We start from the raw sequence: 24,755 nt of genomic DNA, 5'->3' as shown, positions 1-24,755 counted from the left end.
CTGAAACTTGAAACGCCAGAGTGATCCTCTCCGATCACTCACGGTTGCTCACCTCAGCAGCCAATCCGGCATGGAAGCATTCAATGGGCACTGACCACCCGCCGTATTTTTTCAGCGAAACCCAAACCGATCGCACGCAGCTAAGCGAGCGCCAACGCGCTCGCAATTTTACCCTCAAGGACCTTGACTGGTTCGACTCGGTCTATCTGGCCACCGATGCTTTGCGGCGGTCACAAAAAGCGCCGATGCACGTTCAAACCCTGCAACTGAACGTGATCGGTCAACCGGCTATTGAATTGGCGGGTACATTCGTCATGAGCCCCGCTCCGGAAGGTGGGGTTGTTCTCTATACGCCCGCTCGTGGTCTGGAAAAGCTGGAAAGCCATGAAACACTCAAGACGCAACTGAAGTCGTGGCTCAAAGACTCGTCGCAGCGCCAAGCGTTGCTTGATTACCTTTCCATCTCCCAGCAAGTAACCCTGACGCCTACTGCAACCCTGACGATTACCACACAGACCGTGGCTGGCGCTGTCTTCGAAGCACAACATACGACCCTCTCCAATAACCTGCTCGAAAATGCGCGTCTGATGCGCGAGGAGCTGCTCAAGCTGCCCAGTTTCACTTCTCTGCTGGATGAATACATTTCCACTGAGTTGGCGCAGTCTTTTACAGGTGTCGATCAGCGCCAAATCCAAGTGCAGAGTTATGTCATCGACGCATCCAGCGAATCAGGCAATTCTGGTACGCCAACGTCCCGACACACCACCACCCGCTCCTTGAGCGAAACCGTCCTCATGTATTTCGTCGCCAATGGCTGGCCTGCGGGCGAAACACGGCGCTACTACAACCCCCAACGCGTCCCGGATTCCCAGCAGTCTACTCAGGAGGCTGACGATCAGTTGCGTTGGGACGTATCCGTCCAGGGGTTGGCCCTGGGTTTGAAAACACATATGAAGCAACAGCCCAAGACATTTTGGGCGCTGCCGGCTGCCGTAGGGTTCTCGCGGGTGCAACTTTTTACCCATGCCATGGCCAATGCCTTTTTCACGGTGGTGCTGGAGCAACAACAGCAAACGACGATTACGGTTGACCAGCGTCTGCAACTACACGCCTTGCCGCTCAAGGCTGCGCTGCCCGCGACAACGCAGGCTCCCGCCGTTGATGTTGAAAAGGCACTGCTGAGCGAGCCTGAACAGTCCCCCGTCGAGCTGGCAGGCACCTTCATCATCAGCAGTAACAAAAGCGACGATGGCTCGCCCTGGCTGCTCTATACCCCTCACCGAGGCCTGCAATCGTTTACCGAGCTGGGTGCCCTGAAAACCCACCTTTTCGATAGTCTCAACCCCCAGCAGCATGCCGATGACTGGAGACGTCATCTGTCCAGGCCGGAACGCTATAACGAAGTCAACCTGCTGGCCTGCGACGTCACCACAGCCCCGATCACCGGGGTTATTTTCCAAAGCATCATGGACGGGATCATTGAAAAACAAGGTTGCAACCTTGAATACGCCCTCGATCAGTATCGACTGAGCCAGGGCACGATGGACCTTGACGCCCTGGTCGACCATGTGCTGGATGTGCGTGGCATGATTGATCCAAAATTACTGACCCTCGACCCCATGGGCCGCTGGAGTACCCAGTTGGCTGACACCTGGACGGCGACGGCGACAGAACCCAGAGTTCCGCCAACGCTTGCTGCAATGCGCACCACTGTGCATTTGCTCGAAAACGTCAGCACTGAAATCGAACAACACGTAGCGTTGCGCCCCTCTCTGGAGCGTTCCGTCACCACCTATCTCAACACCAAACTGCACGCTATCAAACAGCAAAACCTGCAGGCTGCGTGCCTCTCGGTACGCCAATACAGCAACCCCTCAAGTGATACTGACAAACCTCAACTGCTGTCATCCAGCAGCATGGTCGACTATTTTCTGGCGCGTTTATGTGGCGAAGTGGGTCCACTCATCGATCCGCTGAACACCCACGTCTACTCAACCTCTCCTGATAAACCCGCCATTAAGGTCTCGGGCATGGACTTGAGTGCCTTCAATACGCAGATCGACAGCGCAATCGGCGGTTTTAAGCAGTATCTGCGTAGAACCCACAGTGTGTACCCGAACATGGAACCCTTGCTGAGAAGAGCAATGGAGATGGGCTTGACCGGGGAAATGCAATTCAGGCTTTGGAACAATGCTTTATTGCCCCTCGACTACGAAGTGCTCTTAACCGTACTGGGTCTTTACGCCAGAGACTTACGCCTGAGTGTCAATGGGTTCCGCCCTGACGCGTTTTCTTTGCGGGTCGCACCTGCTGGGCGCAATACCCCGCTGGTACTCAATAACTGTTTCGTGCTGACCGAGCGCGGCGGGCTTGACCCTCAATATTGCGGTCGCACGCTGCTATGGACGCCGGCGTTGGGCCTGGAAAGTTTCCATTCATTGAGTCACCTCAAAGCCGAGATGGACCGACGGCTGGCCATCCCGGACGAACGACAGGCCTTCCTGGCGAACCTGGCGCAACCGGACTGGGATTCACATCCGAGCTATGCATTCGGTTCTCTTGAACTGATCGAAGACAACCTCGTCGAGCACTTGCAACGGACCTATGCTCAACAAAAAGACCGTGAATTGGCTCAAATCCTGTCCATGACACTGTCGGTCGAACAGTTGCGTAAGCTGTGGCAGGTTCAAGCCACACAAAACCTGGCGCCCACCAACGTGCAGCGTGCCAAGGACATGGTCCAGGCCATGATTCTGCAACAGGGTTTGCAATGGTTGGGCAAAGCCAGTGCTGTGGATCAACAGCTCTATGCCGAATTGTTGGAGCAGTATCGAAACAATGTCACCGACAATCAGGATTACTTGCACGGCATCGACTCTGTGGCTCAGTTCACGCGCAAGAAGCTCAGCACTTTACTGAAGGACCTTGACGATCAGGACAGCGTCACACCTGATGAAATCGAAGTCGGGCTGCCGGCGCAGGGCAGTGCGCCGGCCCGCAACCAGTCGCTGCTGGACTATGCCTTGAGTCATCAATCGTATTGGAACGATGAGGTGCCTTTCTTCGCCAGCACCAGTACAACGCCGTTGCCTGACACCCTGGATGCGCAGACGCTGAAAACGCGGATACAGGCGCTGAACATCAATGCGGCTTACCAAACGTACGTCCAATCCGTATTGGGCCCTGCCAGCCCGGACTTTGAGCAACGCTCTACGCGATTCGCCAAGCAACTGCCGTGGCAACTGATGCAATACGCTCATGGCATGACGTTGCAAGGCCAGCTTTCGCCGGCGGCGTTCGGGCTCATTCAACAGATCATGGACATGCCCGATGCTATCGCCCGTGCGACAGTAGTGAACGCCAACGCCATGATCCGCCCTCTGGAACTGCTGGTGGATGACGGGAAGAAAATCATCAAAATTCCCGGGGCTTATTTGATCGGTTCCGCCTCAGGTGACGAGGGACCTCAAATCCTTTATGCCCCCTATAGTCCAGGCTACACCCTCAAGGAATATACCGTTGAGGCCGCACTCCGTGCTGAGCTGACAGCCTCGGGCGCCTTACAGCGTTGGGTTCGGCTAGTGGTCCCGGCCGTTGACCAAGCGGCACTGACAAACGCACTGGAGCAACCCCAAGCCAGCACCACCCTCCAGCTGGCATGCAACCCCATCAACACTCCGTTGTTCAAACAGTTGTTCACCGACAATGTCGAGCTGCTGACAACATTGCTGGGCTGCCAAAAAGTGGCTGATGCAGGCACTGCCTGGGATACGGCCAAGGCCGTGTTCTCTGAGGGGGTGCAGGAGGCCATTGTGTTTTTGGCTGGCAAACTGGCCTACCCCTTGGTGGTCTGGCAGAGCTATAAACTGTTCAAGGCTTCTGCCGAGGAGCTGCAGGAACACCAATGGCATGAGGCACTGGGTCATTTCATCGGCGGGGTCGCCTTGCTGGTCGGTTTGCGCGATTCCATGCCTCTTGTTTCAGAGGGCGGCACACCCTCGGCACCCGAGCCTATCCCGCTGCCTTCCACACCCGTGACCTCTGTGGTGTCCTGGCCCGCGCTGGACATTACCGCTGCTTCCCGCACCCGGCTCCAGCGTTTCGAGGTCCTTGAGCCGAGCTTGGCTAGCCTGATCAAAGATACCTCACTCAACCTTTACCGGTCGGCCTCCAGCCACTACTACGCGGCGGTGGCAGGGAAAGTATTCCAAGTCATCAAGCAGGGGCCGGGTTGGCGTATCACCGGTGATGGAGAAGTCGGTCCTGTGGTGCACAGCAACGCTCGACAACAGTGGATGCTCAGTAGCACTGACCCATTGCTGACGGGGCGACGAACCCTTGCGCGACTGGCCAATCGGTTCTACTCCGAGCCATTTGCGCGCCCCAGCATGAATATATTGGCCAGCGGCATGCGCGAGATTCGAGCGCTATACGCTCAGGAATCGTTGATGATTACCGAGGCCCTGGCATTGGCCACGTTCTATACCAGGAACGCCCAGGAAAACTTACGCCTGCTCGCACAAACGCCCCTTGCTGCACCTGAACTCATCAAACAGATCAAAGCGTTTTTTGGTTTGCAGACACTTGAGGTCGAACACCTTGAAAAAATCCAGGAGATCGTCGACAAGGTGTGCAGCGCGCTGATCGAGCCCTCCTTGGCCTCGCCGAATTCAACGCGATTTGTGATTGGCCGCTCGCGGATGCCGGCACTTCAGGGGGTATACAAGGTGATGGCCTTTACGATTGTCCCCGACCCCCTTCAACTGGTGTACTTGACCGAGGCATTTTTTATCCCAGGTCTGAATTACAGTCATCTGTTGATAAAGCCGTTCTACGTCAACGTCCATGCCCGTGCGACCACCCTCATTCACGAAATCACTCATCATGTGTGTGCGACGTTGGACTTGGCTTACGTGCAGTCCACCCATCCCTTTCATGACCTGATCGATCCCCAAACCGCTACGGGCAGTAACACTAAAGCAGCTTTGGAAAACCGCCAGCTTTCAAGATTGTCGCTCAACACCCCGGCGCAGGAGTTGTTCCAGGTTGTCGATATTGCCACCGGCCTCAAAACAGACCCTGCCACGGGCACATCAACACAGCCTGTATTGGACAGGCTGCTCACCGTCACTGGCACCCAAACCCTCGCCGATGCCCGGCAAATTTTTCGTACCGATCCGCTTAAACGCATCGTTACGGTACTTAACAACGCCGACTCCGTCGCCTACCTGATTGCACAATTGGGACGCCGAAAAGAGAGACCTGTTGGCCTAACCGGCAATTCGCCCTGATTCGCAATGCTCATGACTACAGCGTCTGGCCATCGCCCTGACGCTTGTGCCTGCACAAGCTGCGGAGCAGAGGCCCATGTGAGTTTCAAGGCATCGCGCGTGACTTCGGTCCGTTGCCGCACTGAAGCAGCGCGTGGAACAATGCGCTTATTACAGGCTTGCCACGCCCAAAGACGTCGTCCATATTCTTGTTCATTGAAAGCGTTTATGAACTTAAAAGCTAAACGATTTCAAAGGGATAGGCGTTTAGTAAGAAACTCGTTTCCCTGTTCCAGACACAAAGAAAAAGCCACTCAATCGAGTGGCTTTTTTTGCCTGCGATTTACGAGCTAGACACGTCGGTGTCTTTTTTCGTTTTCTCGACCGTCACCCGAGTTTTCTAACCAGCAGCCAAGTGCTTATAGCCTCAACCAGTTCCGTCTTGCACTCCACCGGCAACCAATGCCCGCCGGACACGCTGGTTACGCTGAGGTCTGCGCAAGCCGCACGCATGGGGTCGCCCAACCGATTGCCCTTGATGGTATTCATCGGGTCGTAATCGCCATTCACAAACAACACGGGCAATGACAGGCGGCCGCCATCGGGCGCTCGATGCGCATACTCGATATTGGCATCGTCGTTCAGATACCACGCGCAGGGCGCGCGGAAACCATGCGCTTCGAAACTGCGTACCAGTGCAGCGAAATCCGCCTGCGGCCATAGCGCCAGGTCTGGTTGGGTGGGTGGCGCCCGATGCGCCTCGCCAAACCGTCCACCTTTGCGGGTCACTTGCGCGTTTGATGCCACCTTGGAGATATTCGCCGGGTCGCCTCGCCGATAAATCGACGCCAGCGATGCGGCTTTATCCGCATCAAGATCAGCGACAGCAGACGCAAAGTGCGTGTTGTAGTAGCGGTAGTAATCCCATTGACCGTCAGGGTACTGGTCCGCCGGATAGAGCGTTCGGTCCACCAGCGGGATGAGCGTGGGCAGTGCGTTGGTGCTCGGGAAGTACGGCACCGACACCAGCACCGCGCCACGGCTGCGCTGCGGTTGATGGGCGGCCAGTTCACCTGCCACCACGCTGCCCCAATCATGGCCCACCCAGATGGCGGGTGCCCCACCGAGATGCTCATGCAGCTCGGCCATGTCGGCCACGATGTTTTCAAGGGTGTAGGCGTTGATGTCGGAGGGCGCAGAGGAGCCACCATAGCCGCGCATGTCGGGTGCAACGCAGTGCCAGCCTTGGGCAGCGAACGCCTCGATCTGCGCGCGCCAGATCAGGCTTAGTTCTGGCCAGCCGTGCAGGAAGATCATCAACGGCCCATCGGCCGGGCCCGACTCCAGATAGTGCGTGGTATGGCGGGGCGTGCTGTAAACACGCGAAGTCAGCGTGGAAGTGGACAAAGGCTATCCTCCTGCTTGCCGGCCGGTAGAGGCGAAGCGGCAACACTATACTGAGCGGTATGTTTCGCCGTTTGTTCCCCTATGAGAATGCCTTCAGGATCATGAGGGTTGGTTGGCCGCATGCTTACAGGGTTGCCCCGTCCTCTTTGTTTTTGTGTGGAGTAGCTGAATGCTTTTGCGGATAAAACTATTTTTCTTGTTCGTTCCACTGGCCCTGTTGGCGTGCGGGCGACTGGACATTTCATCAAGCCGCTATGAATCCTATGCGGCGGCGCTCGAGGCCGACGCGATAGGGCAAGGGCGGTGGCTGCCGAGCCAATTGCCAGCCTCGGCAGTTGGCATTCGTGAAGCACATGATATTGATACGAACGAGGTCTGGTTTAGTTACGCGAGTGCTTCCAATAGGCCACCCGAGGAATGTAGCGAACTGCTGGCCGACCAATTGCGCCTGCCGAGATCCCGATGGGTCTACGAGGTTGAAGAGTTCTTCCGTGGCTTGAAGGATGTACAGGCGTCAGGCCGAGCAAGTTTCTATAGTTGCCACGATGCAGGGTACGACTATTACCTGGTCATAGACCCAGAACGTAACCTGGCCTACGGCTGGTCACTTGGAGATCAGTCAACACCAGGTAGCCCGCGCATTCACCGGCAGTGACGGCGACCAGGCATCGTTGGCTAATCACCGCGTCATGGATAAACACGCGCCGATGAGCGTGGGCTGCCGCGTAGGCATCCAACTCCACCAAGGCGCGTACGTCATCAGGCGTGGCCTGGCGGATTAGCCGGCTCTCAGGGGCCGGCGGGTGTCGGTCTTGGGCCATTGGAATCACCGTTGGGGCGAATGGGTAATGTATTAGTGTTGAAGGCGTTTGCAGTGTTCAAAAAAAGAACAGCGGGCAAGTGCATCAGCAGCATACAGCCAGCGCTGGCCTTGAGCGCCTCCTTGGCCAGCGCTTTGCTGTCAGCGTGTCAAGCACCAGGCCTGACGCGCAACGCCAGGAAGACCGGGCCGTCCTGGAAGGTACTGGCTTGCAGCTCATCGAGTGGATTGAGCGTATTTGTTCGCACCCCTGGGTTGCTGTAGAGCGTGTGGAGGTATCAACCTGGTAGTCGAAGTAATCTGTCGAGACGATGGTGCTGGTCGTGTTGGCGTCAGGTGCCCAGGTGAAATCCAGGACTCTTGCGGCTTTGATCTGCTCCTGCGAGACGGTGGCCTGGGTGGTAGTGGTAGCGCCTGACTGCTGCAAGTCGTCGTTCATGATACTCATCCTTAAGTAAAGTGCGTGCTTGAATGCGGGTCGACATGGCCCGAAGCGTATGACTGCCGTTATAGCGCTATTTTTCTACAGCGCAAGCGTGCTTCATTTTTTATGCTGTGTGGATAAACAGTGTTCTGAGTTTTGTCGCCTCGCAACTGTGGCGAGGGAGCTTGCTCCCGCTGGGGCGCGAAGCGGCCCCAAAAATGGGACTGCTACGCACTCCAGCGGGGCCAAGCGCCCTCGCCACGGGTCAGTGATTGTCAGCTCGAACGCTTAACTGGCTGGCATTACGTAGGCTGGGTTGTTTTAACTCAGCTGCGCGCCGCCATCCGCACGGGCGTATTGCGCCAGCAGATCGGCTGCATCCTGGTAGTAACCCGCCCGCCGTGCGCTCAATACTGATCTACCAGGCGCTGCAACTGCGGGTCTCGAATCGTGAACACCTCAAACAGCCCAAGGGCACGTAATGCCGGCAGCAACGCCAGCAGGTCTTGCTCGGCGACAGTTCGCAGCTGTGCATCGGTGTTTGGGTCACACCAGGCCTGGGCATTCACCAGGAAGGCACCTACGCTGCCTTTGCGGATGACAACGCCGTGGCGTTCGGTCTGATTCTGATCATCGGGTAACAGTTCATCGGCGCGCATGTTGTGTATTCCTGGGAGTTGAGGCTGCGACTATAGACGCACCAATGTGGCCTGGGTACGCTATTGAAGACAATCAATAGTCCGCTAAGGCCACTTATGTCCGCTCCGCTGATTCCCACTTCGGTATTAACGGCTGTCGATGCCCCGCTGGTTGTCGCCGTGGTCCGAGTGGGCGCTGAACCGCGTATCACCGAGCGCCATTGCCATGTGCGTGGGCAGTTGCTGGGCACACGCCAGGGCTTGTTATCGGTGGACGCCGGCGCCAGCCAGTGGGTGGTGCCGGCGACCCATGCGGTGTGGATCCCGCCGAATGTCTCCCATGGCGCGCGCTCCCATGGTCCCTTCGCGGGGTGGAGTGTCTACGTGTCGCCGCAGGGCTGTGTCGAGCTGCCGGATACGCCTTGCATCCTGGCCACCTCCGGCCTTTTGCGCGAGGCGGTGATGCGCGCTGCCGCCTGGCAGAGCCCTGAACTGGATGCTGCGCAGCAACGCTTGGCCGGGGTGATTGTGGATGAGATTCGAACCTTGCCGCGTGTGACCCTGGGCTTGCCGATGCCTCAGGATGCGCGCCTGCGCAAGATCGCCGAGGCGCTGTCCGATTGCCCTGATGACGAGCGCCACCTGCAGGAATGGGCGACATGGGCGGGCATCGCCCCGCGCACACTGACACGTCGGTTTGTGTTGGAAACGGGGTTCAGTTTCACCGCGTGGCGCCAGCGCGTGCGTTTGTTGCGCGCGCTGGAGAGGCTGGCGGCGGGTGTGCCGGTCACGCGTGTGGCGCTGGAGTTGGGCTATGACAACGTCAGTGCTTTTATCGCGCTGTTTCGCCGCACGTTTGGGGTGACGCCTGGGCGTTACTTCACAACGCATGAGAGTTTATGAGTAAAAAATCAATACCTGAAGTTAGTGGTTTGCACTTTTAATGATGGTTATTCAGCTGTTGTTCAGGTCGAATTAAACTGAATAAGCAGGGCGTATAACCTTTACAACTCTTTACCTTTGCGGTCTGGATGCTCGAAAAAACAACATGCTAGCCTGCGCGTTTTAAAACGGCAGTAGGTTCGCATGAAAAGGCTAAAGGAACTGGCTGTAAACAAACCCTGTTCAGCTATATTTATACTGGCGTTTATTGTGTTGGCTGTCCTGCAATACAAACCGGCCGTGCTCAACTACACCACACGCTTTGTCGACTTTGCCGAGTATATGCTCGCCCATGGCGTGACACTGTTTCCCATTGCTGATGACCTGCGGCCATACCCCGATTACACGGTGCTCAATACACTGCTTGTGTACCTGGTTTCCTTGCCGTTTGGGCGTGTATCCATACTGTCGATGGGGCTGCCTTTTTGCGTGGCGGCCGCCTTGATGCTGGTGTTTGTCTACAAGCTGGGTGCCCTGCACGAAAAAAAATGGGGCGCCTATGCGGTGGTCTTTGCGCTGTTTACCTGGTCATTTCTGGACGGCGTGAATTCCCTGGCGCTGGACATCTACCCGGCGCTGTTTACCGTGATGTGTTTTTACCTGGCTTATGCGGGCCAACTGCACCCGCACCGTTTTCATGTGCTGCCGGTACTCCTGGGCCTGGCGCTGGGCTTTGCCTTTCGTGGCCCTATTGGCCTGATCGGCCCGGCGGGCGTGGTCGCCTCCTATTATCTGTTAAGTCGACAATGGCGCCTGCTGGTGGTGTTCTGCTTGCTCGCAGGCCTGGTGCTGGCCGCAGGTATCACAGTGCTGAGCGGCGCGGCCTACCTGCAAGGTGGGCAGGCTTTTGTGCAAGAGGTGCTGGTTATGCAAGGCTTGGGGCGCTTTGGCACTGATCACGCCCCGCGTTATTACTTCTACTTCTCTGCAGGCTTGCTCACCTATGGCGTCACAGCCTTTATCGCATTAAACGTGATCATCAAGAAGGGCAAACACTTCTTGGATCGTTCGCCGGCGCCGGCCACTCAGATGCTGCTGTACCTGACGGGTTGGTTATTGGTGGTGATCGTACTGTTCACGATTCCAAGTTCCAAGAAAGCGCGTTACATTCTTTCGATTACGCCGGCGATTTCATTATTGGCCGCGTATATCTTCGTGGATCGCAGCCAGCGCTTTGCAAGTACCCGCGACAAGTTGCTGAAGTTCTGCCTCAACTTACCTATGGTCGGCCTGGGCATGCTGTTACTTGCCTTCCTCTATGGCGTGTTTGCAGCGACGCCGCTGCGGCCTAACTATCTTGGCGCGTGTGTCGGGTTGATCAGCCTTATTGCCATTCGCCCTTGGGTGACGTCACGGTTTCATGTACATCCACACCGGGAGTTCGTACTGTTGTGTTTTGGTGCTGCCGCCTTCCTGGTCCTGGATATGTTCTTCTTCAATTCGATTACTTACCACCTGGAATTGGCCGATGAGCCGACACCCAAGTTTCTGCCTTATTGGTTCTGGTAGGGCATGTTCGCAGCCGGACCCGGAATCAAGCCAAACAAAAAAACGTCACGCGCCAACCTCAGTCGAGCATCGGGTGGTCGTTCGGGCGGGTGTTCAGGAAGTAGCCGAATAGCAAGGCGATCATCATACCCAACCCCGTGACTGGAAAATTGCAGGCTGCCTACTGCGCTCCATGGCTTTATCGAGACCTTGATCGGCTGCCTGCAACAGGTCAACTGAACACTAACGTGTCAGGCTCGCGCCCGCGTGCCTGGCACGCTTGAACGCCCCCGCGGCGGCAATGTCGAGTAACCGCCGAAATTTCGGGCATTGCGCGTGGTCGGGAGCAGGGCAGGCCGCAGCGTGGCGCAAGCCGCGGCTCATGGCTTGCAGTTGTTTGACCGTCGCGTCGAGTTCATCGGCCTTGGCCAGCAGCAGCGTTCTGTCCACCGTGGCCTGGCCATTGGGGGACAGCATGGCCTGTATCTCGTCCAGCGACAGGCCGCCCGCCTGGCCGAGGGCGATCACCGCCAACTGCTCAATCACCGCCGCGCCAAACTGACGGCGAGCGCCGGGCGGGCTGATGGAGGTGATGAGCCCTTTCTTCGCATAAAAACGCAACGTGTGAGCCGGCACGCCCGTGCGTTTGACCACCTCAGTGATATCCATTACCAGACCCTTGACTTGAAGTTGACTTCAACTTCTATGATGCCTGCGCAGGTTAAATGGGTCCATGAATTAGAGGTCGATATGGCATCGCTGCACGTGGCTGCACAGGTAATTTTATTGGGGGCCGGGGCTACGGTCGTGATGGATATGTGGATGCTGTTGATGAAGGCACTGAAGGTGCCCACGCTGAATTTCGCCTTCGTGGGGCGCTGGGTCGGGCATGCGTGCCACGGGCAGTTTGCGCATCGCAGCATTGCACAAGCGCCGCCCGTGCAGGGTGAGGTGGCCCTGGGCTGGATCGCGCACTACGTCACGGGGGTTGTGTTTGCGCTGTTGCTGGTGGGGATAGAAGGAATCGCCTGGTTGCAGGCGCCCACATTCATGCCGGCATTGGTGCTGGGTATCGCCACCGTGGCTGTCCCGCTGTGTGTGATACAGCCTGCCATGGGCGCGGGGTTTGCCTCCTCCAGGACACCCACGCCGGGCAAGAACTGCCTGCGCAGTCTGATCAGTCATGCGGTGTTCGGCGTGGGGCTTTATCTGGCTGGAGTATGTTCCAGCCACTGCTGGTAAGTGACGCGGCTGATGTGCGCGACATCGCCGATACTTCATACTTGTGCCGCTACTCAAAGCGTCAAACCGGGGTTTCACTTTCCGGCTATCGCAGGCATCAGCATGCGGCAAGCGGGCAGGGTTGATCTGCGGCCCAGGGAAGAAGCAAGTGCCAGGCAAGGGAGTTGTTTTAATGAACCAATACGATCTGATTATTGTGGGGGCCGGCATTCATGGTGCGGCTTTGGCCTATTACAGCGCCAAGGCCGGGCAGCGCGTGATGCTTATTGAAGAAGCCCGGCCTGCCAGCGGTGCCAGCGGCCATGCCTTTGGGTGGATCAATGCCAGTGCATTGATTGAACCCGTGCAGCATCTGGCGCATAGCGTGATGGATGATTACCACCACCTTCAGGCTGCGTTGCCATCGTTCCCGTTGCGTTGGTGTGCAGAATTGACCTATGGCGTCTGCCCGGAAAATCCCCAAGCATCAGCAGCGGGCCTGAACCTTTCTTCCCTTCAACCGCGTACGGTTTCGCAGGCTGAAATCCGAGCACTGGAGCCCAATCTTGCTCACCCGCCTCTTCACGCCCGTTATACGCAGGCGGCAGGGATCATCTCGCCGGTCGAAGCCATTGAGTGCCTGGTTCTGGCCGCTGAAGGCTTTGGCGCACGGGTAGTCTGCGATTGTGCAGTCAGCCAGTTGCTCGTTGAAAATGGCCAGGTTGTGGGCGTCAGTACGCAGGCAGGCAATTGGTATGGCAAAAAAACGGTACTGGCTGCGGGCTTGGGAGTGCTTGATCTTTTAGTTGGCCAAAGCCTGCATCTGCCCATTCGACCGTCTCCGGCGATTCTGTTGAAGTTTGAAGTGGCGCAGGCGCTGCTCAATGGCATTGTTTCGAACGCCGATATGGAGGCTCGTCAAGGCGACACCTGTACGCTGATTGCGGCTGAAGACTACATCGACGATACGCCCGAAAATGGCCCCGCTGCCATTGGGCTCAGAGCCCTTGAGGCCATTCGTGGGCAGTTGAACGGTGCACAATCCATCGCGCTGAAGTCCGTAGCGGTGGGGTGGCGACCGCTGTCTGACGACCACCTGCCTATTGTGGGGCCAGCGGGCGACGACGGCGGGCTTTATATCTTGAGCGCCCATCCAGGCTTGACCCTGGCGCCCACCCTGGCGCGGCTCTTGAGCGAAGAGCTGATCACCGGCGTCGCGTCGCCATTGCTGAGCAACTTTCGGCCGATGCGTTTTCGGGTGTGAGCGTCAGACCTTGTACCGTCAGCTGCCGTTTCAATCACTTTCAACATTCCATTGAAAGTCTATGCGCCCCGAGCGGATGGCTAACGCAGCCGGGGTTTCATTACGCTGGGTTTCTCCTTAACCACCTGCGGCGTATATCAACATGGTATTTAAAAACCTCATCACTTCTACGGGTGTGACGCTGCTTGCGCTGTTGATTGCAGGTTGTGCGAGCCATTCCCCTGACGGAGCGACCCCTGTGTCAAAACCCTTGGTTTCCATCGCCGTACTCAAAGCCAAACCTGGCAAACAGCAGGCACTCAAACACGGCTTGCTGGCCCTGGTTGCGCCAACGCGCACCGAGCCCGGTAACCTCGACTATGTGCTGTTTGAGCTGCGCGACGCCCCCGGCACCTTCTACATGCGTGAGTCGTTCAAGGACCAGGCGGCCCTCGATGCGCATTTTGCCACGCCGTACTTCAAGCAATTTGCAGCCACGGCCGACGACGTGCTTAGCGAGCCGCTGCAGCTGATTTTCCTTGAGCAAGTGTCGAACTGAGCCATTCGTCATCTTGCACCGTTATCGACCTAACGGTGGTGCGACGCTGAACCTGTGGCAAGCAGGCTTGCCACAGTCAGAGTGTTCGTCCTTTCGCGCTGCAGATCAGTGCGTGCCGTTGCCGGCAAACATCTGTTTGGCGTGTGTAAAACACTTCTCGGCGATGGCCGAGCGCGGTTCGGTCTTGCGCATCACCAACCCCAGTGGTGCGAGCACGCTGGCGTCCGGCAAGTTGATAAAGGCGAGGTTCTCGATCGGGTTTTCCATGCCACTGTCCAGCGGCATGATCGCGCAGCAAAAACCTTCGTGGATCGCCTGGAACAACTGATAGGTCGAGTCGCTTTCGAGAATGGGCTGCGGGTCGAGGCCACGGCTGCGGAAACTCAGGTCAATGGATTTTCGATAATGCATGCCGTTGCTGATCATCCCCAGGGGTAACTGCGCGGCATCTTCCCAACTCATTTCGGTGCCTTCGAACTGGAAGTGGCGCGTGTCGTACAGCAGGCCGACGCGGGTTTCGCCCAGTTCAAAAACCTCCAGGTAATTGGGGTTTACGTGGTCCAGGTAGCACACGCCCAAATCCAGTTGATTGGTGCCCAGGGCTTCGATGATCTTGTCCGAACTCATGGACGACAGGCTGAATTTGAGCTCTGGAAACGTCTGGGACAGACCTTGGATGTAGCTGATCGAGTTGAACCCGCTGAGCGGTACCAGCCCCAGGCGCAGGCTACCCACTAACTGCCCGCGACACGCCGCCGCTTCGGCAAACAAACCGTCATGGGCGGCGAGCAGGGTTCTGGCCCAGGCCAACACGCGTTCGCCGGCCTGGGTGAAGCCTTCGAAGCGTTGGCCACGGGTGACCAGCTCCAGGCCCAGCTCATCCTCCAGATTGCGCAGGCGCATCGACAGGGTCGGCTGGGTGATATGGCAGCGCGCAGCCGCCTGGCCGAAGTGCCGGGTCTGCTCCAGCGCGATCAGGAATTTGAGTTGCTTGATGTCCATTTAAAGCCCCAGCCTGGGAATAAGTGAGCGGTCAGGATAAGTGCCCGTGCCTGCACCCGCAGCAGACCCTCTCATTGTAAGGCCTGCGTGTCCAATCACCTGCATTGAAGTGATCCTCACCAACGGATAAAAAACAGAGCAGCCACCTGATGTAACGCGATCTGAATGTGGGCTTGCGCGGGGTGATCGGTTTTTTTAGCGCCCACTGAAACCTGTACGCAATTTGAAACGTTTAAGTGGTTTAATGTTTATGTCGGCTTGCGATGGATCGCAGCCGCCGACAGACCTTCTGTCATTGAATCATCCCAAGGAGCTACACCATGCATGGAAGTATGAAGTCCAAACACCTCGCGTTTCTGTTGATCCCGCTGGTTGCCGCTTGTACCACACCGGATAGAACCCGTGAGTTGGCCGTCACACCGCAAGCCCAGCCCCAACAGGCCTGGCAGTTCGACAACTGCTCGGTCGGCTGCCCCAGCGGTGGCAGCCCGCTGACGCTGAACCGCCAGGCGTACACCCTGAACAATAATGGCTCGACCAAGTTTGCCAACTGGGTGTCGTACAAAATCACCAAGACCACCCCCGCCAGCGGCCGCTCGCGCGACTGGCAGACCGACCCGGACATTCCGGCCGGCGAAACCCTCGACCCGGTGGATTACAACGGCGCCAATGTCGCGCTCAAAGTCGACCGTGGCCATCAGGCCAACCTCGCCTCGATGGCGGGGGTAGCCGATTGGCAAAGCCTCAATTACCTGTCGAACATCACCCCGCAGAAATCCGACCTCAACCAGGGGCCGTGGGCGCACCTGGAAGACCAGGAGCGCAACCTGAGCAAGCAGGCGGGGATCGACGCTGTGTATGTCGCCACCGGGCCGCTGTATGAGCATTTTGTCGGCACGCTGCCGGGTACGAACAAGGTGCACACCATTCCCAGTGGCTACTGGAAAATCATCTTCGTCGGCAGCTCGCCTGAAGGCGGAATGTACGCCTCGTTCGTCATGAACCAGGAAACGCCCAAAGGCGCGAACTTCTGCGATTACCAGGTGCCCGTGAGTCAAATCGAAGAGCGCTCCGGGCTGACGTTCTGGAGTGATCTGCCGCAGGCGGTGCAGGCCGCGTTGAAGGCCAGGCAAGGGCAGTTGCCGGGGCGCATTGGGTGCAAGCAAGCGTTGTAATAGTTAAGGATCCGTATCACTTCTGTGGCGAGGGAGCTTGCTCCCGCTGGGCTGCGAAGCGGCCCTGAAAAAAGGGACTGCTGCACAGTCCACCGGGAGCAAGCTCCCTCGCCACAGGTTACCGGTGCAGATACTGGCCTTTACTGTCAGCTTCGCTCGGCCTTCACATAGTCCAGGCGTAGTTCACGGACCTGAAGAATCTGCTGATCAAAATTGACTACGATGATTGCGCAAGGGCTCGCCAGCAACCTGCGCTTATCAACACAGATAGCGGTTGCGTGCTTCTCTGAGCAGGTCACGCATCTGGTCGACGCGCAATAACAGCGTCATTTGCCGCTCATCGACGATAATCTCCGCCACGATCAATGCGCAGATCATCGGTGCGGTCACCAGCCAGTGCTCGTAACACTGGGTGGCCAGCGATATGAAGATGCCTGCAATCCACAACCCCAGCACCCACTTCGGGGCACGCCGTTGCAGCGGCACCCAGAAACGCTGCAACCTTTTCAAACGGGCCGTGTGCAGCCTTAACGAGGCTTCGAGTCGGGACACGTCATTGCTCATTTATACACTCGCTCAACGGTACGGGCGCAGCCTGGGAGTGTGGCTCCCAGCCAAGACAGGTTGACCCGTTCGACTTCTATCCAATGCTCGCCGACAGGTTTTGTGCGGCAGCTTTTAAACGCAATACACACCTGCTTTGCGTCCAATAAAGCAAAGTGCCGATAACGGGGCGGGCGCTTAAACACCGAAAAAAACATACGCATCACCGTGCCTCGCCCAATCAAACGTGCCAACTGAGTTCAAACAGCGTGCCGCCGTTTTCCATGCGCCGGCAGGTCACGGCGCCGCCATGGGCGAGGGCGATGGCGCGCACCACGGCCAGGCCCAGGCCACTGCCGCCCTGGGCGCGTGAGCGGGAGTTTTCACCGCGTTGGAAGGCGTCAAACAGGCGTGCGGCAAAACCTTCGTCGATGCCGGGGCCGTCGTCGCGCACGCGCAGGTAGTTGAAGCCGTCGCGGGTGCTCAGGTGGACGATGACATTGCCCGGTGTCGCGTGCCGCCGAATGTTATCCAGCAGGGCCAGCAAGGCCTGGCGAATGCGCGCCGGGTCGCAGCGCATCGTGCGGCGTTGCAGGTCCAGTTGCAGCACAAAACCTGCGGCCACCAGGCTCGGTTCGAACAACCGTACATCGTCTTCGATGCCTGTCGCCAGGTCGGCTTCTTGCAGGTTGAGTTCCAGGTAGCCACTGTCGGCCAGGCCCACCACGCGCAAATCCTCGATCAAGCGCGTCAAGCCTTCGACCTGGCCCAGCAGGCTATAGAACTGCGCGGTGTCGGGTTCGAATACACCCTCGGCCAACCCTTGCAGGCGCCCGCGCAGAATAGTCAGTGGCGTGCGCAGTTCATGCGCAATGGCGGCATTCCAGAACGCTTGCTCCTGCGCCATGCGCTGCAAGCGTTTGGCCATGCTGTTGAAGTCATTGACCAGGATCGCCGCTTCGCCGATCGACTGGTCACCGGCAACGGCCTGTACGTCCAGGTCGCCGTCGGCCAGTTTGCGCAGGTTTTCGGCCACGGAGTTGAGCGGCATCAGGATTCGCCGCGACAGTTTCAGCGCCACAATCGAGCCCACCGCCAGGCTCACACACGTGGTCAGGCCCATCCACACCCATTCAGCCTTGGCCGGCAGCCAGGCATCCACTTCGGCGTCGGTGAGCGGCCAGTAGGTCCACAGCAATGCATAAAAAATATATGAGCCGATCACCGCCAGGGCGATCACGCACAGCACCACGGCGCACATGGACAGGATGATCTGGCGGCTCAGGCCATTGAGCCCTTTCACACCATGCTCCCGAACCGGTAGCCGACGCCACGGATACTGGTGGGCACACCCTGCACGCCGAGGTCTTCGAGCTTGCGCCGCAGTTTGCTGATATGGCTGTCGACCGTGCGCTCCAGGCTGTCGCTTTCCGGTGAACACTGGGCCAACAGCTCGGCGCGGGTGAACACCCGTTTCGGTGCCTTGGCCAGTTGCGCCAGCAGCCTGAATTCGGTGACGGTCAAGGCCAGCGGCACTCGGCGGCCGACCAGCGTCACCGTGGCTTCGTAGCTTTCCAGGTCAATTTCAAACGCGTCCACCCGCAGCACCGTGGGGCAGGCGCGGTCGCGATAAGCGATGGAGCGGCGCAGTACCGCCTGGGTGCGCGCCACCACTTCGGCGGGGTTGAACGGCTTGACGATATAGTCGTCGGCGCCGATGCGCAGGCCCATGAGCTTGTCCATGTCCTGGTCCTGCGCGGTCAGCATGATCACCGGCGTATGGCCGCGCTGGCGCACTTGCGCGAGCACTTGCCAGCCGTCCACGTGGGGCATCAGCACGTCCAGCAACATCAGCTCCGGCTTGAGCGCCAGGTGCATGTCCAGCGCCTGTTGGCCGTCACGCGCGTGGGCGGTGCGAAAACCGCTGCGTTTGAGGTAAGCCACCAGAATGTCGGCGATTTGCGGCTCATCTTCGGCAATCAGCACGAGAGCCTGGGGTTCTCTGACGCAGTCCGGGCGGGGCATCGATGCAACGGGGAAATCAGTCATGGTCTGCTCGGTGAATACGCGGCGAGCCTGTGCATCCCTGCGCTCGTGCTTATCTGCCTTATCGTGGCTGCCGGTCCATGGCCACGTTTGCCAGTAGTGATCATAGCTTCTGGGTGAGGGTGCTGACCTCCAGAGCAGGAATCATCGTGTTCTCCTGGTAAATCTACGCAACGGTGAACGCAAGTGTGCGTAACCAACGTGCGCATTCATGGGAGGTTTTGTGGAGAAACGATGGAGGCGGGCAATAATTTGTGCCCGAGCGCTTAGGAAGGTGGCATGGATTGACGATCAATACCTAAAAGTCCAATATGGAAATATAAGTACAAAAAGCCTATACCTCTCTTTCTTCACGCTTGCCAAACCAACAACAACTTGCGAGATAACGACCATGAAGAAACCCGCGCTGATCGCAACACTTGCCCTGGGCCTGTTTGCTTCAAGCCATGTGCTGGCCGCTGAGAAAACCTTGCGTATCGGCATTGAGGCGGCCTACCCACCGTTCGCCTCCAAGACCCAGGAAGGCAAGATCGTCGGCTTCGACTACGACATCGGTAATGCCTTGTGCGCGCAGATGAAGGTCAAGTGCGTGTGGGTGGAAGGTGAATTCGACGGCCTGATCCCTTCGCTTAAAGTGAAGAAAATCGACATGGCCCTGTCATCCATGACCATCAACGAAGACCGCAAGAAGTCGGTGGATTTCACCCACAAGTATTACTTCACTTCCTCGCGCCTGGTGATGAAGGACGGCGCGGTGGTGGATGACCAGTACGCCAGCCTCAAGGGCAAGACCATTGGCGTGCAGCGCGCCACCACCACCGACCGTTATGCCACCGAGGTGTTCGAGCCCAAGGGCATCAACGTCAAGCGCTACAGCAATAACGAAGAAATCTACATGGATTTGGCGGCGGGGCGCCTGGATGCGATTTTTGCCGACACCATCCCGTTGAGTGACTTTTTGTCGATGCCACGCGGCAAGGGCTACGCCTTCGTCGGGCCGGAACTCAAGGACCCCAAATACGTGGGCGAGGGCGCCGGGATCGCGGTGCGCAAGGGCAATACCGAACTGGTCAGTGAGCTGAATACGGCCATCGACGGCATCCGTGCGAATGGCGAGTATCAGAAGATTTCACAGCAGTATTTCAAGTCCGATATCTACGGCGACTGAGCTTGAAACAGCAACAGTAGAGCCATACTCGGTCACATGTGGGAGCTGGCTTGCCTGCGATGCAGGCACCTCGGTACATCAGGAATACCGAGTTGATGCCATCGCAGGCAAGCCAGCTCCCACAGTTGATGAACGATCGCTCAGCCCTTCAATTCCTTAAGGTGCTTGTACACCGTCGCCCGGCCCATCCCCAGCACATTCGCCACGTAGTTCGATGCGCTCTTGCCCTTGAACGCGCCCTCGGCATGCAATGCCAGCACCAGCTCACGCTTATGGTCGCGGGTCAGCAGGTTCAGGCTCAACTGACGTTCACGCATCCAGGCATGCAAGAAGGTGTTGATGCGCTCCTGCCAGTCATCACGAAACAGTGAATCCGGCTGTGGGATCAGCTTGCTCGGTGACAGGAACAGGTCCAGCGCCGCCTTGGCGTTTTCGAACAACGAGATATTCAGGTTGATGCACAGCACCGCCAGCCGACGACCTTTGTGGTCATGCAGCACCGTGCTCAGGCTGCGGATTTTCTGACCGTCCCAGTTGAGCTTTTCGTACGGGCCGATATTCACTTCGCGGATGTCATCGCTGAGCATGTCCTCCAGGGAGGAGTCGTCACCAATGGCCCGTTTCGACAGGTTGTTGGCGATGTAATCGACCTTTTGCGTGCGTAAGTCATGCAGCACCACTTCGGCGTGGGGAAAGAACAGCGTGGCGATCGCATCGGCGATCGCCCGAAAGTTCTGCACAACGTTTTCTTGTTCAGCAATGCTCATCAATGCGGCTCCAGGCGGACGGGCGAGAGCATACCAGCGTCCAGGCCAAACCGCGTCAGCGGCTCCGGCAACGGTGCGCCGCGTACCAGCGCCGCGCTGGCCTGGCCCATGGCCGGTGAGGTCTGGATGCCATAACCGCCCTGCGCCGCGACCCAGAACAGCCCCGGCACCTGCGGGTCGAAGCCCGCGAGCAAATCACCATCAGGCACAAAACTGCGCAGCCCGGCCCAGGTGCGGGTCGGGCGGCGGATGGTCAAGGTGGTGGCTTCTTCGATCTGGTAGATGCCCATGGCAATGTCCAGCTCTTCGGGTTGTACATCCTGGGGTTCGACCGGGTCGGCGTTGGCCGGTGAGCCGAGGAACATGCCCGCGTCAGGCTTCATGTAAAAGGCTTCGTCGAGGGCCACCAGCATCGGCCACCCATGCGTGTCGACACCCTCTGGCCCGGCGAAGATAAACGCCGAGCGTCGTTTGGGCTGCAGGCCGATGGACGCCGCGCCAGCGAGGCCGCCGATCTGATCGGCCCAGGCACCGGCAGCGTTGATGATGATCGGCGCGGTGTAGGTCGCGTCCTGGGTGCGCACCTGCCACAGGCCGTCGGCGTCACGGCTCAGGCCCAGTACAGGGCTGTCGGTACGCACTTCGCCGTGATGGCGACGGATACCGCGCAAATAACCCTGGTGCAGGGCATCGGTGTCGATGTCACTGGCGGTCGGGTCGAAGATGGCGCCGTGGACTTTTTCACGACGCAAAATCGGCAGCCGTGCGCACGCCTCATCGACACTCAGCCGTTCCACCTGCGCCACCGTGGCCTTGGCGCTCTGGTATTGACGCTCCAATTCCGCCGGGTCGCCGCTGAAATCCACGGTGATCTCCCCGCGTGGCGTCAGCAACGGGTGCTCACAGAAGCCTGCCGGCGGGTTATCAAAAAATGCACGGCTGGCCAGGGTCAACGCGCGCACTTGCGGTGTGCCATAAGCCGCGGTGTAGAGCGCCGCCGAGCGCCCGGTGGAGTGATAGGCCGGGTGGCTTTCGCGCTCCAGCACCAATACTTTGCCATGCTGCGACAACCAGAACCCGGTGGATGCACCGGCAATGCCGCCGCCGATGATGATGAAGTCTGCATGGCTCATAAACATCTCCTTAAACAATGGTTAGCGCTGGGTTTGGTACAGGGCATTGGCCAGTGCGACGTCTTCCAGGCCCAAGCCGATCGAGCGGAAAAACACGTGGCGGTCATAGTCCGGGCGCTGCGCCATATCACTGAGCAACTCCGGCAGGTCGCCGATCACGGCGCGCTTGTCCCAAGCGTGTTGCTCGGCGGCGATCAGCATCTCACCGGCCGCGCCCGGCGTGGTCTGGCGATAGTCGCAGAACACATGCATGGCGTGCAGGCTGGCGGGTGGCACTTCATGGGCGCGTGGCGCATTGGTGCTGATGGAGGTGATCAGCGCTGGCTTACGCAAACGCGCCGGGTCGAGCACCGGGCCGGCCGATGAGGTACACAGCAGGATCACATCGGCGTCTTCCACGGCGCTGTCACAGCTGTCGGCCAGGGTCAGGCGCGGGTCCAGGCCTTTGAGGTGGGCGAGGGTGTCGACGCTGGCGTGGCCCAGGCTCGGTGAATACAGGCGAATCTGCTGCCAGTCGCGCAGGTTGCGCACGTAGTGCAGGTGCGCCTGGGCCACCTTGCCACTGCCGATAATCGCCAGGCGCCGCGCGGCAGCAGGCGCCAGCACGTCCACCGCCAATGCAGTGGTGGCAGCGGTGCGCGCGGTGGTCAGCTCGGCCGCATCACACAGCATCAGCGGCTGGCCGCTGTGCATCGACATCAACAACGTCCAGGCCGTCACCAGTGGGCCTTGCTCGCGCACGATGTAGGGCGACGTCTTGACGCCATAAACGCCCTCATCGGCCAGCACGCCCAGGTAGTTGATAAAGTCGCCGGCCCCGTGCGGGAACTCCACTAGCTGCTGCGCCGGCTGCACCGCCAGCCCGGCTGCCAGGTCGCGGAACAGCTTGTGCAGAATGTGGGGCACATCGACCTGGGTGAGCAATTCACGGGCCTGGGCCTGATTCATGACAAGGGGCGTGCTGGACATGGCAATCTCCGCAGATAAACTAATTTGTCCATTATGGACTTTTTGTTATTGCGGGCAATATCAGAATGAAAAAAGTCGGGGTGCCGGTTGTTTTATCGCTATTGAATAAACTCACACATTTAATTGACGCCACTATATTGCCACCCTATGATCCATGCCCATTGATGGCACAACGCCACACAGAGGGATCTATACATGTGGCGTTTGGAACGCCGGACCAGGTTTTGCCTGCTGTCCGTTTTTTTCTGCCTGGGTACCGCCGGATTAGCGCACGCCGCGCCCCCGCAGAACACCCCCGGCATCACCGACCTGATCCGCGACCGTCAGGACCGCCTGCTCGAAGAGCAGCAGCGGCGCCTCGAAGAACTCAAGGATCTGCCCGGTAAATCCGCCGCCCCTGCAGCTCCGGCGACGCCTGCCGACACCCGTTGCTTCCCGATCAAAACCATCGAGCTCGCAGGCGCCGACGCCCTGTCCGTAGACGAGCGCAGCGCGCTGATCAAACCTTACATCGGCCAATGCCTCGGCGTGCCGCAGCTCAACGAAGTGCTCAAGGTCATCACCGACCGCTACCTGGCCAAGGGCCTGGTCACCAGTCGCGCTTATCTGCCACAGCAAGACCTTTCCAGCGGCAACCTCAAAATCCAGGTAGTCGAGGGCAAACTCGAAAGCCTCAAAGGTGCCCAAAGCAGCGGCATCACCGACCGTCAACTGGCGATGAGCTTTCCCGGCAAACAAGGCGAGTTGCTCAACCTGCGCGAAATCGAGCAGATGGTCGATCAGCTAAACCGTTTGCCCTCGAACCAGGCGCAGATGGAACTGGCGCCGGGCAAGGCCGTGGGCGGCAGTGATGTACTGGTCAAAAACACCCCGCAAAAGCCCTGGCGTGTCGGCCTGTCGCGGCACAACGGCGGCCAGCGCAGCACCGGCGAACAACAGTGGGGCGCCAGCCTCGACTGGGACAACCCGCTGGGCCTGGCCGACCAACTTTCGTTGCGTGGCGGCCACGATGCGGTTAGCGATCACCAGAAAACCTCGCGCAATTCGATGCTCAACTACAGCTTGCCCTTCGGCTGGTGGAACCTCACCTACAGCTACACCGAAAGCGAATACCGCTCTCGGGCCGAGGCCAACAACTTCAAGTTCAAGCAGACCGGCGACAGCCAGAGCCACCAGTTGCGCCTGGAGCGTGTCGTTCACCGCGACGCCTTGAGCAAAACCTCCCTGAGCACCGGCGTGGCGTACCTGCGCACCAATAACTTCATTGAAGACAGCAAGCTGGCGCTGAGCAGCAACCGCCTCAGCGAAGCCCAGTTCGGCATCAACCACGGCCGACGTATCGGCAGTTCATTTCTCAACATCGACCTCGGCATGCAAGACGGCATCGGTGCCTTTGACGCCCAGGCCAATCACAACCCGCGCCACGGCCAGGCCGATGCGCGCTACCGCAAATACACGGCCACCGTCAGCTACCTGTACCCGTTCAAGCTGTGGGGCGAGTCCTTGAGCTTCAGCAGTTTGATGACCGGCCAGCACAGCGAAGATGTGCTGTTCAGCCCGCAGCGCATGAGCCTGGGTGGGCAGTCGTCGATCCGTGGCTACAAGGACCAGATGCTGTCCGGCGACAGTGGCGGCTACTGGCGCAACGACCTGCGCTGGAGCCGCCCGGTGACCTGGGCCTGGCTGCAACCGGTGCTCAGCGAATACGGCACCAGCCTCGGTTATGACCAGGGCGTGATCAGCCGCGACCGTTACAACGCCGAGCAGCATGGGCGCATGAGCAGCAACTCGGTGGAGCTGTTTGCCCGTGGCAAAAACGTCGCCGCCAGCGTGACCTTTGCCCACTCTTTGGAACGACCGGCCGCTATCACAGAGCGTGAAGCGCCGATCTATTTCCGTATGGATTTTTTCCTTTAATTTTTTTACCGCCTTCGGGTATC

20 protein-coding genes are annotated in these 24,755 nt (G+C 58.6%); 10 read left to right on the top strand and 10 right to left on the bottom strand.

The window, feature by feature from the left end:
* Positions 1 to 83 precede the first annotated feature (83 nt).
* The gene (locus ACQY47_RS03575) at positions 84 to 5,291 is read left to right on the top strand and encodes a dermonecrotic toxin domain-containing protein (protein ID WP_428555698.1); all 5,208 of its coding nucleotides are present in this window, start codon (positions 84 to 86) and stop codon (positions 5,289 to 5,291) included.
* Positions 5,292 to 5,657: 366 nt separating this feature from the next.
* Here ACQY47_RS03575 and ACQY47_RS03570 read toward each other — a convergent pair whose 3' ends face one another.
* A complete protein-coding gene (locus tag ACQY47_RS03570; protein ID WP_428555695.1) occupies positions 5,658 to 6,677 on the bottom strand; it encodes an alpha/beta hydrolase in 1,020 nt (339 codons plus the stop codon).
* A gap of 169 nt (positions 6,678 to 6,846) precedes the next feature.
* On the opposite strand from ACQY47_RS03570, the gene ACQY47_RS03565 reads away from it, so the two are divergent.
* Entirely contained in the window at positions 6,847 to 7,332 is a 486-nt protein-coding gene (locus ACQY47_RS03565) for a hypothetical protein (RefSeq protein ID WP_428555692.1), read from the top strand.
* A gap of 996 nt (positions 7,333 to 8,328) precedes the next feature.
* Here ACQY47_RS03565 and ACQY47_RS03560 read toward each other — a convergent pair.
* The gene (locus ACQY47_RS03560) at positions 8,329 to 8,580 is read right to left on the bottom strand and encodes a hypothetical protein (protein WP_200434083.1); all 252 of its coding nucleotides are present in this window, start codon (positions 8,578 to 8,580) and stop codon (positions 8,329 to 8,331) included.
* 96 nt (positions 8,581 to 8,676) lie between these two features.
* On the opposite strand from ACQY47_RS03560, the gene ACQY47_RS03555 reads away from it, so the two are divergent.
* Together ACQY47_RS03555 and ACQY47_RS03550 are read left to right on the top strand one after the other, a co-directional pair.
* Positions 8,677 to 9,462 (top strand): AraC family transcriptional regulator, encoded by a 786-nt coding sequence (locus tag ACQY47_RS03555; protein ID WP_428555687.1) that lies wholly within the window; start codon positions 8,677 to 8,679, stop codon positions 9,460 to 9,462.
* Between the two features lie 183 nt (positions 9,463 to 9,645).
* Complete coding sequence (locus tag ACQY47_RS03550) at positions 9,646 to 11,010, top strand: ArnT family glycosyltransferase (protein ID WP_428555684.1); 1,365 nt, start codon at positions 9,646 to 9,648, stop codon at positions 11,008 to 11,010.
* 222 nt (positions 11,011 to 11,232) lie between these two features.
* On the opposite strand, the gene ACQY47_RS03545 is transcribed toward ACQY47_RS03550, so the two are convergent.
* Positions 11,233 to 11,658 carry a helix-turn-helix domain-containing protein gene (locus ACQY47_RS03545; RefSeq protein WP_428555681.1) on the bottom strand — a complete coding sequence of 142 codons (426 nt, stop codon included), beginning with the start codon at positions 11,656 to 11,658 and terminating at the stop codon, positions 11,233 to 11,235.
* Positions 11,659 to 11,739: 81 nt separating this feature from the next.
* On the opposite strand from ACQY47_RS03545, the gene ACQY47_RS03540 reads away from it, so the two are divergent.
* The 3 genes from ACQY47_RS03540 to ACQY47_RS03530 all read left to right on the top strand — a co-directional run bounded on the left by ACQY47_RS03540 (position 11,740) and on the right by ACQY47_RS03530 (position 14,012).
* Positions 11,740 to 12,231, top strand: coding sequence for a DUF2938 domain-containing protein (locus ACQY47_RS03540; RefSeq protein WP_395600010.1), 492 nt, complete (start codon positions 11,740 to 11,742; stop codon positions 12,229 to 12,231).
* A 172-nt stretch (positions 12,232 to 12,403) separates the two neighbouring features.
* Positions 12,404 to 13,474, top strand: a complete 1,071-nt coding sequence (locus tag ACQY47_RS03535) for an NAD(P)/FAD-dependent oxidoreductase (protein ID WP_428555678.1) — start codon at positions 12,404 to 12,406, stop codon at positions 13,472 to 13,474.
* A 238-nt stretch (positions 13,475 to 13,712) separates the two neighbouring features.
* Positions 13,713 to 14,012 carry a putative quinol monooxygenase gene (locus ACQY47_RS03530; RefSeq protein ID WP_428555675.1) on the top strand — a complete coding sequence of 100 codons (300 nt, stop codon included), beginning with the start codon at positions 13,713 to 13,715 and terminating at the stop codon, positions 14,010 to 14,012.
* Positions 14,013 to 14,117: 105 nt separating this feature from the next.
* On the opposite strand, the gene ACQY47_RS03525 is transcribed toward ACQY47_RS03530, so the two are convergent.
* Complete coding sequence (locus tag ACQY47_RS03525; RefSeq protein ID WP_169987174.1) at positions 14,118 to 15,014, bottom strand: LysR family transcriptional regulator; 897 nt, start codon at positions 15,012 to 15,014, stop codon at positions 14,118 to 14,120.
* Positions 15,015 to 15,334: 320 nt separating this feature from the next.
* On the opposite strand from ACQY47_RS03525, the gene ACQY47_RS03520 reads away from it, so the two are divergent.
* Positions 15,335 to 16,189 carry a DNA/RNA non-specific endonuclease gene (locus ACQY47_RS03520; RefSeq protein WP_428555672.1) on the top strand — a complete coding sequence of 285 codons (855 nt, stop codon included), beginning with the start codon at positions 15,335 to 15,337 and terminating at the stop codon, positions 16,187 to 16,189.
* A gap of 258 nt (positions 16,190 to 16,447) precedes the next feature.
* Here the strand turns inward: ACQY47_RS03520 and ACQY47_RS03515 are convergent, their stop codons facing one another.
* The 3 genes from ACQY47_RS03515 to ACQY47_RS03505 all read right to left on the bottom strand — a co-directional run bounded on the left by ACQY47_RS03515 (position 16,448) and on the right by ACQY47_RS03505 (position 18,781).
* Positions 16,448 to 16,753, bottom strand: a complete 306-nt coding sequence (locus tag ACQY47_RS03515; protein ID WP_177034133.1) for a hypothetical protein — start codon at positions 16,751 to 16,753, stop codon at positions 16,448 to 16,450.
* Between the two features lie 220 nt (positions 16,754 to 16,973).
* Positions 16,974 to 18,035 (bottom strand): ATP-binding protein, encoded by a 1,062-nt coding sequence (locus ACQY47_RS03510; RefSeq protein WP_017137699.1) that lies wholly within the window; start codon positions 18,033 to 18,035, stop codon positions 16,974 to 16,976.
* Positions 18,032 to 18,781: a response regulator gene (locus ACQY47_RS03505; protein WP_428555667.1), complete on the bottom strand. Its 750-nt coding sequence runs from the start codon at positions 18,779 to 18,781 to the stop codon at positions 18,032 to 18,034. Before ACQY47_RS03505 ends, ACQY47_RS03510 begins: the two co-directional genes overlap by 4 nt.
* Before the next feature lie 388 nt (positions 18,782 to 19,169).
* Here ACQY47_RS03505 and ACQY47_RS03500 point away from each other — a divergent pair, with 388 nt between their 5' ends.
* Positions 19,170 to 19,946 carry an ABC transporter substrate-binding protein gene (locus tag ACQY47_RS03500; RefSeq protein ID WP_428555664.1) on the top strand — a complete coding sequence of 259 codons (777 nt, stop codon included), beginning with the start codon at positions 19,170 to 19,172 and terminating at the stop codon, positions 19,944 to 19,946.
* A gap of 140 nt (positions 19,947 to 20,086) precedes the next feature.
* On the opposite strand, the gene ACQY47_RS03495 is transcribed toward ACQY47_RS03500, so the two are convergent.
* Genes ACQY47_RS03495 through ACQY47_RS03485 form a run of 3 tightly spaced genes read right to left on the bottom strand, consistent with a single transcriptional unit; the run spans position 20,087 to position 22,815 of the window.
* A complete protein-coding gene (locus ACQY47_RS03495; protein ID WP_017137702.1) occupies positions 20,087 to 20,713 on the bottom strand; it encodes a helix-turn-helix transcriptional regulator in 627 nt (208 codons plus the stop codon).
* Entirely contained in the window at positions 20,713 to 21,846 is a 1,134-nt protein-coding gene (locus tag ACQY47_RS03490) for an NAD(P)/FAD-dependent oxidoreductase (protein ID WP_017137703.1), read from the bottom strand. The genes ACQY47_RS03495 and ACQY47_RS03490 overlap by 1 nt, the downstream gene beginning before the upstream one ends.
* 21 nt (positions 21,847 to 21,867) lie before the next feature.
* On the bottom strand, positions 21,868 to 22,815 hold the full coding sequence (locus ACQY47_RS03485) for an ornithine cyclodeaminase family protein (protein ID WP_170038621.1): 948 nt from the start codon (positions 22,813 to 22,815) through the stop codon (positions 21,868 to 21,870).
* A 195-nt stretch (positions 22,816 to 23,010) separates the two neighbouring features.
* Between ACQY47_RS03485 and ACQY47_RS03480 the strand changes: the two genes are divergently transcribed.
* Entirely contained in the window at positions 23,011 to 24,732 is a 1,722-nt protein-coding gene (locus ACQY47_RS03480) for a ShlB/FhaC/HecB family hemolysin secretion/activation protein (RefSeq protein WP_428555659.1), read from the top strand.
* The last annotated feature ends 23 nt before the right edge of the window (positions 24,733 to 24,755 follow it).

It is taken from the genome of Pseudomonas edaphica (assembly GCF_965277385.1).
GTDB lineage: Bacteria > Pseudomonadota > Gammaproteobacteria > Pseudomonadales > Pseudomonadaceae > Aquipseudomonas > Aquipseudomonas edaphica.
Note: the sequence above shows the minus strand (reverse complement) of the source record. Positions and strands in the feature narration are given on the sequence as shown.

What these genes read in the sequence shown, in the direction of transcription:
- ACQY47_RS03575 (WP_428555698.1), top strand. Translation starts at nt 84, where the DNA reads ATGGGCACTGACCACCCGCCGTATTTTTTCAGCGAAACCCAAACCGAT.
- ACQY47_RS03565 (WP_428555692.1), top strand. Translation starts at nt 6,847, where the DNA reads ATGCTTTTGCGGATAAAACTATTTTTCTTGTTCGTTCCACTGGCCCTG.
- ACQY47_RS03560 (WP_200434083.1), bottom strand. Translation starts at nt 8,580, where the DNA reads ATGCGCGCCGATGAACTGTTACCCGATGATCAGAATCAGACCGAACGC.
- ACQY47_RS03555 (WP_428555687.1), top strand. Translation starts at nt 8,677, where the DNA reads ATGTCCGCTCCGCTGATTCCCACTTCGGTATTAACGGCTGTCGATGCC.
- ACQY47_RS03550 (WP_428555684.1), top strand. Translation starts at nt 9,646, where the DNA reads ATGAAAAGGCTAAAGGAACTGGCTGTAAACAAACCCTGTTCAGCTATA.
- ACQY47_RS03545 (WP_428555681.1), bottom strand. Translation starts at nt 11,658, where the DNA reads ATGGATATCACTGAGGTGGTCAAACGCACGGGCGTGCCGGCTCACACG.
- ACQY47_RS03540 (WP_395600010.1), top strand. Translation starts at nt 11,740, where the DNA reads ATGGCATCGCTGCACGTGGCTGCACAGGTAATTTTATTGGGGGCCGGG.
- ACQY47_RS03535 (WP_428555678.1), top strand. Translation starts at nt 12,404, where the DNA reads ATGAACCAATACGATCTGATTATTGTGGGGGCCGGCATTCATGGTGCG.
- ACQY47_RS03525 (WP_169987174.1), bottom strand. Translation starts at nt 15,014, where the DNA reads ATGGACATCAAGCAACTCAAATTCCTGATCGCGCTGGAGCAGACCCGG.
- ACQY47_RS03520 (WP_428555672.1), top strand. Translation starts at nt 15,335, where the DNA reads ATGCATGGAAGTATGAAGTCCAAACACCTCGCGTTTCTGTTGATCCCG.
- ACQY47_RS03515 (WP_177034133.1), bottom strand. Translation starts at nt 16,753, where the DNA reads ATGAGCAATGACGTGTCCCGACTCGAAGCCTCGTTAAGGCTGCACACG.
- ACQY47_RS03505 (WP_428555667.1), bottom strand. Translation starts at nt 18,781, where the DNA reads ATGACTGATTTCCCCGTTGCATCGATGCCCCGCCCGGACTGCGTCAGA.
- ACQY47_RS03500 (WP_428555664.1), top strand. Translation starts at nt 19,170, where the DNA reads ATGAAGAAACCCGCGCTGATCGCAACACTTGCCCTGGGCCTGTTTGCT.
- ACQY47_RS03495 (WP_017137702.1), bottom strand. Translation starts at nt 20,713, where the DNA reads ATGAGCATTGCTGAACAAGAAAACGTTGTGCAGAACTTTCGGGCGATC.
- ACQY47_RS03490 (WP_017137703.1), bottom strand. Translation starts at nt 21,846, where the DNA reads ATGAGCCATGCAGACTTCATCATCATCGGCGGCGGCATTGCCGGTGCA.
- ACQY47_RS03485 (WP_170038621.1), bottom strand. Translation starts at nt 22,815, where the DNA reads ATGTCCAGCACGCCCCTTGTCATGAATCAGGCCCAGGCCCGTGAATTG.
- ACQY47_RS03480 (WP_428555659.1), top strand. Translation starts at nt 23,011, where the DNA reads ATGTGGCGTTTGGAACGCCGGACCAGGTTTTGCCTGCTGTCCGTTTTT.